Below are 1,906 nucleotides of genomic sequence, written 5' to 3'. Positions count from 1 at the left end.
GCCAGGATCCCGGCGAGCGCGGCCGCGCCGAGGCCGAGCCGCAGCGGCCACAGCCCCCGGTCCACCGGCCGGTCCGCGACGTGCCACGTCGCCACGAGGTTGCGGGCGGCGTCGACGCGACCCATCGCGGCCCAGGTGACGGCATCGGGTCGGTAGGTCGCGAGCTGCGTCGCAGCCCCGGTCGCCGTGTCGACCCACACCAGCTCCGAGGTGTTGGCGTCGGGGTCGGTCTGGGTATGCACGAGCACGGTCCCATCGTCGCGCCAGCCGATCGCGGCGGCGCCGTAGGCGGACGCGTCGAGGTGTTCCCCGCGCTCGACGGGCGTCGCGCCGGACACGTCGACGACGACGAGGTCGGCGCCGCCCTCCTCGGTGCTGGACTGGTCGACGAGCGCGAGCCGGCGGCCGTCGGGTGACCACGCGTCACCGTCGAGGACGGTGGAGTCCGACGTGGGGAAGGAGGCGCGGACCTCGCCGGTGGCCGCGTCGAGGATGCGCGTGACGCCCTCACCGGCCACGGCCAGCCGGGAGCCGTCGGGTGACAGTGCTGCGCCCTCGACGTGCCTGATCGCCGGATAGGCGTGGACCGCTCCGGTGGTCAGGTCGAGCCGCGCGAGGCCGAGGTCGCTCCCGACCGCGTAGCGGTTCACGTCGGAGCGGCTCGTCGCGAGGATCACGGTCCGGCCGTCCGCGCCGATGGACAGGGGCAGCGTCGCCTGCCTGGCGAGGGTCGGCAGCGTCCGCCGGTGCCCGTCCTCGAGCGTGACCACCTCGACCGTGCCGGTGGCGGCGGAGCTGCCGATGACGACGAAGGTGCCGTCAGGTGACAGCTCGGAGGTCGCCGGGTCGCCCTGGTCGGCCGCGATCGAGGCCGCCTCCGCCGCGCCGAGGCGGCGGTAGGTGCTGCCGTCGGCACCGAGCAGCACCGCCTGCGGGTGGTCCATGAACTCGACGCCGAATCCGTTCTCGTAGAGCAGCGACGCGGCCTCCATCCGGTGCGCGGAGAGCTTGCCGGTGAACCATGAGTACGGCGCGATGGTCGTCGGGAGGACCGGCCCATTCGCCTCCGCAGAGCTCCGTCGATGCGGCACGAGGGCCGGGCCGTAGAGGACGGCGAGGACGGCCGCCACCGCAATGATCCCGACCAGATACTGGCGCAACCAGCGACGACCCAACGACCTCATGGCATACCCCACCGTCGTACCCGAATGCTGAACCCGACCGGTGCGAGCGTAGCGAGTCGTGGTCCTCGGGCGCGCGGTATGCGGGTGCCTGGCTCTTGCCTGCACCGTGCCCGCACCTTTCGGGGGCGACCTCCGACGATGGCGTCGTTCGTGTCCAGGGGCCGTGTCGAGCGGCCGTGTCGAGCCGGCCCGAGCAGCCTCGTCCGGACGGAGAACCTGCGTCGGGACGGAGCAACTCCTCCGTCCCGACGCAGGTTCTCCGTCAGCGCAGAGGGGAGCGCCACCTGGAGGGGCGAACGACTGCGACGCCGGTAGGCGGCGGCTCCGGCTCACGGTGCGAAGCCGGTCGTGCAGAACCTGTGCGTACGCGTTGGGACTGACCGCGTCGCCATTGACGCGTCGTCGGAGGACTCGAGTCGAGTGAGCGTCGGGCGCATCGTTCTCGACCCAGGAGTCGGTCGCCGCGTTTCGGCGGGTCGGCATTCGACGGGAGTCGAGTGAGCGTCTGGCGCCCGGAACAGCGCGGTGCGCGGGCGGACTCGGCGCACTGAGTGTGAGGGTCCGCACGTGCCGAGGTGATGTTGTCGATGGGGCGGGTTGACGACAACAAGTCGGCACGTGCGACGGACCGGCCCCGGCAGGTGTGAGGTTGTCGTGGCCGGAGGCGTCCTGGAACCACGACAAGCCCGCACCTGCGCAGGACGACTCCGGCAGGTGCGGGG

Annotated in this window: 1 protein-coding gene; it reads right to left on the bottom strand. The window is 72.5% G+C overall.

Annotated elements, in window-relative coordinates:
• Window positions 1-1,160 (bottom strand): WD40 repeat domain-containing protein (locus BN12_RS21495; protein WP_200901271.1); only part of this gene is annotated, 1,160 nt, incomplete at its 3' end.
• Between the last annotated feature and the right edge of the window lie 746 nt (window positions 1,161-1,906).

It is taken from the genome of Nostocoides japonicum T1-X7, assembly GCF_001046855.1.
GTDB lineage: Bacteria > Actinomycetota > Actinomycetes > Actinomycetales > Dermatophilaceae > Nostocoides > Nostocoides japonicum.
This window is presented reverse-complemented; position numbering and strand designations above follow the sequence as displayed.